We start from the raw sequence: 3,070 nt of genomic DNA, 5'->3' as shown, positions 1-3,070 counted from the left end.
TGATCCTGGCAAGCATGATGGATCCTGTGTCAGTGGCCTGCGTGAGGATTGGCAGCCGGCGCCGACGTGGCTGCTTTGCCGGCGGGGGCCGCCGAGGTGATCACCCATTCGCCGGGCTGGCGCTCGACGAACTCGACCTCCACCTTGAGGCCCGGCTTCAAGGCCTGCAGCAGTGACGGATTGGCCACCTTGAACTCCATGGTCATCGCCGGCCACTTGAGGCTGGCGACAGGGCCGTGATTCAGGCTGACCGTCCCGTCCTTGGCATCGACACTGTCCACCGTCCCTTCGGCCCGGTGTCCAGCCGCCTGGGGCGTCGGCGCAGGCTTCTCGCTGTCCTTGCCGGGCTTCGGTGCACCGCCATGGCCCGAATGCCCAAACCCGCCGACCGCGGCTTTCAGGTTGCTTTCCGCATCGATCAGGAAGTTGGCGGCAACGACGACCTTTTCGCCGGCCTTTACGCCATCCATCACTTCGATATGGTTCTCGCTACGCCCACCTAGCTTCACGTCCCGCGGCTCGAAGCGCCCTTCGCCGTGCGCGATGAGGACGATCTGGCGGGTGCCGCTGTCGATGACTGCCGAATTCGGCACGGTCACGACCTGTCCCTTGCCTCCTACCGGCACCTCTACCTGCGCAAACATCGCGGGCTTCAGGAGCTGGCCGGGATTGGCCAGTTCAACCCGAACCGGCACCGTTCGCGTTTCTGCATTGAGGGTCGGATAAACATAGGTCACGCGGCCCTCGAAGACCTTGTCCGGGTAGGCATTGATGCGCACCTTCGCCACGGCCCCCGTACGCACCTGAGCGATGTCCTGTTCGAACACGTCGGCGACAACCCATACCGACGACAGGTCGGCTACCTGGTACAGGGTGTCGCCCGGCATGAAGCGCATCCCCTGCAGCGCTTTCTTTTCAGTGATGACGCCGGAAACCGGGGAACGGAAGGTCAGCGTGCGCTTGGATGCACCGGATTTTGCCAACGCACGGATCTGCTCCTCGGAGATGTCCCAGTTCCTGAGACGCAGCAAACTCGATTCGGCCAGTTGCTGCATGCCGCTCCGGGCTTCGCTGCCAGCATCCTTCAAGGCTTCGACACCCTGGGCGGCAATGGCGTACTCACGTTGGGCGGAGACCAGTTCCGGGCTGTATACCTCGAACAGCGGCTGGCCCTTGGCGACCGGCTGGCCGGTGACGTTCACGTGCAGGCGTTCCACGTAACCTTCGAACTTCGGGGAGATGGCAAAGCTGCGCCGCTCATCGATTTCGATCCGACCGGCAGCGCGCACCAGTTTGTCGAGGGCGCGCAGTTCCGCTGCCTCGGTACGCACACCGAGCTTCTGCACTTTCTCGGTGCTGATCTTGATCCATCTGGCAGTTGCGGGCGTCTCGTCGGCCTCGCCTTCATAGACCGGAATGTAGTCCATCCCCATCGGGTCCTTCTTGGGGGTCGGCGAGGTGTCCGGCAGCCCCATCGGGTTGCGGTAGTACAGCAGCTTGCGTTTCTTCTTCGTGCCTTCTGCCGAAGGGGCAGCAACCTGACTGGCCGCAGGTTCATGACTTGCTGCCGGCCGCTGGCCCAGCCAGTAGCCACCACCGGCCGCCAGGGCGACCGAGAGGCCGATCGCAATACCTGCGCCTGTTTTCATAGATCTTCTCCGAGGATTCGTTCGATTTCTGCAAGGCGCATCTGCGCATCGGCTTGGGCCTTGATACGGTTTTGACGGGCCTGACGGATCTGCCGCTGGGCGTCGAGCAAGGTGGCGAAATCCACTTTGCCGGTTTCGTAGCCGGCCAAGGCCGCCTTGAAAGTCAGTTCGGATTGCGGCAACAAGCTGGTTGCGGCAAGGGCTTCGGTGCGCCGGGCGGCGTCGAAGCCGGACAGGTTCTCGGCCAGTTCACCCAAAACCTGGTTGGCGGTAGCGTCGCGACGGGCTTGGGCGGCCGACAACATGGCTTCCGACTCCCGTTCCTGGGCACGGCGGGAGCCCTGCTGCAGGGGCAGGTTCAGTTCGACCATCAGCTCCCATTCCTTCACGGAACCCTGGTACTGGATTGGCGAGACGCCCAACGTGAAGTCCGGATAGCGGTTCTTGTAAGTCAGTTCGCGATTCTTCTCGGCCGAACGGATCCGGGCCTCTTCGGCAAAGAGCTGCGGGTTCTTTGTCCGGACACGCTCCTCAAGAGCCAACGGGTCGAGCTGGGCCGGGGCTGGGAGCGTTCTCAGGCGCTCTGGCGCAGCCAGGGGGGACGCGCTGGGCCTTGCAAGGAGGGCATTCAACCTTGCCTGGAGCTGCCGGCGTTCATTCTCGAGGGCGACCAGCTCGCTCTTCATGCCGGTCTGCTCCACCTGTGCCCGAATCACGTCCTGCTGAGCCGCCAAGCCACCTGCGTAGCGCACCTGGGCGATCTTCTCCAGGCGCGTCATCAGGTCGAGGATTTCGCGGGTCAGCTGTTCATTGCGATAGACGTACTGGAGCTGGGAATAGGCGGTCTTGATCCGGGCCGCCAGTTCTGCCCAGGTGCCGCTGGCACGCCCTTCGGCGCCGCGGGCATCGAGTTCGGCGATTTCCCGCTTGAGATCCCGCTTCCCGAGCCAGGGCACGTCCTGCATCAGCAGGTAGCGTGTGCTGCCGACTCGGGCCGGCGCCAGCGTCGGGTTTTGCTCACCCATCCGGGTGATGTCACGCAATTCGGTTCGAAACTTCGGGTCCGGCAAGGCGCCGGCCGGTGTGACTCGCTCGGCGGCGGCTTCAGCCTCGAAACGCATCGAGGCGTATTCAGGATTGCGGCTGCGGGCGAAGTCCAATAGCGATTCGACATTGGCGCCAAGCGAGGCGTCCTGTGCCTGCGCAGCCAGGCTGAATGCCCCCAGCACCACGGCGTACAACCAACTTGCGCGCGGTTTCGTACGCATCTTCATTGATGACTCCCTGAATATTGTCGGACTCTGGCAAGCGAAGTCACTTTGCCAGCAAGCCGTCACTTCTTACGTCGCCCCTTGCGCTCACGCGACTGCACCTTGGCGACTCTCGTCGACTTTGAGCCGAGCCGCTTCCTGAGAAGCCAG

2 protein-coding genes are annotated in these 3,070 nt (G+C 63.4%); both read right to left on the bottom strand.

Annotated elements, in window-relative coordinates; genetic code table 11:
* Window positions 1-29: 29 nt before the first annotated feature.
* A complete protein-coding gene (locus ETQ85_RS25670) occupies window positions 30-1,649 on the bottom strand; it encodes an efflux RND transporter periplasmic adaptor subunit (protein ID WP_148581816.1) in 1,620 nt (539 codons plus the stop codon).
* A complete protein-coding gene (locus tag ETQ85_RS25665) occupies window positions 1,646-2,923 on the bottom strand; it encodes a TolC family protein (RefSeq protein WP_246128917.1) in 1,278 nt (425 codons plus the stop codon). Before ETQ85_RS25665 ends, ETQ85_RS25670 begins: the two co-directional genes overlap by 4 nt.
* Window positions 2,924-3,070: the final 147 nt, after the last annotated feature.

The organism is Zoogloea oleivorans, from assembly GCF_008107625.1.
In the GTDB taxonomy this organism is placed as follows: domain Bacteria; phylum Pseudomonadota; class Gammaproteobacteria; order Burkholderiales; family Rhodocyclaceae; genus Zoogloea; species Zoogloea oleivorans.
This window is presented reverse-complemented; position numbering and strand designations above follow the sequence as displayed.

What these genes read in the sequence shown, in the direction of transcription:
- ETQ85_RS25670 (WP_148581816.1), bottom strand. Translation starts at nt 1,649, where the DNA reads ATGAAAACAGGCGCAGGTATTGCGATCGGCCTCTCGGTCGCCCTGGCG.
- ETQ85_RS25665 (WP_246128917.1), bottom strand. Translation starts at nt 2,923, where the DNA reads ATGAAGATGCGTACGAAACCGCGCGCAAGTTGGTTGTACGCCGTGGTG.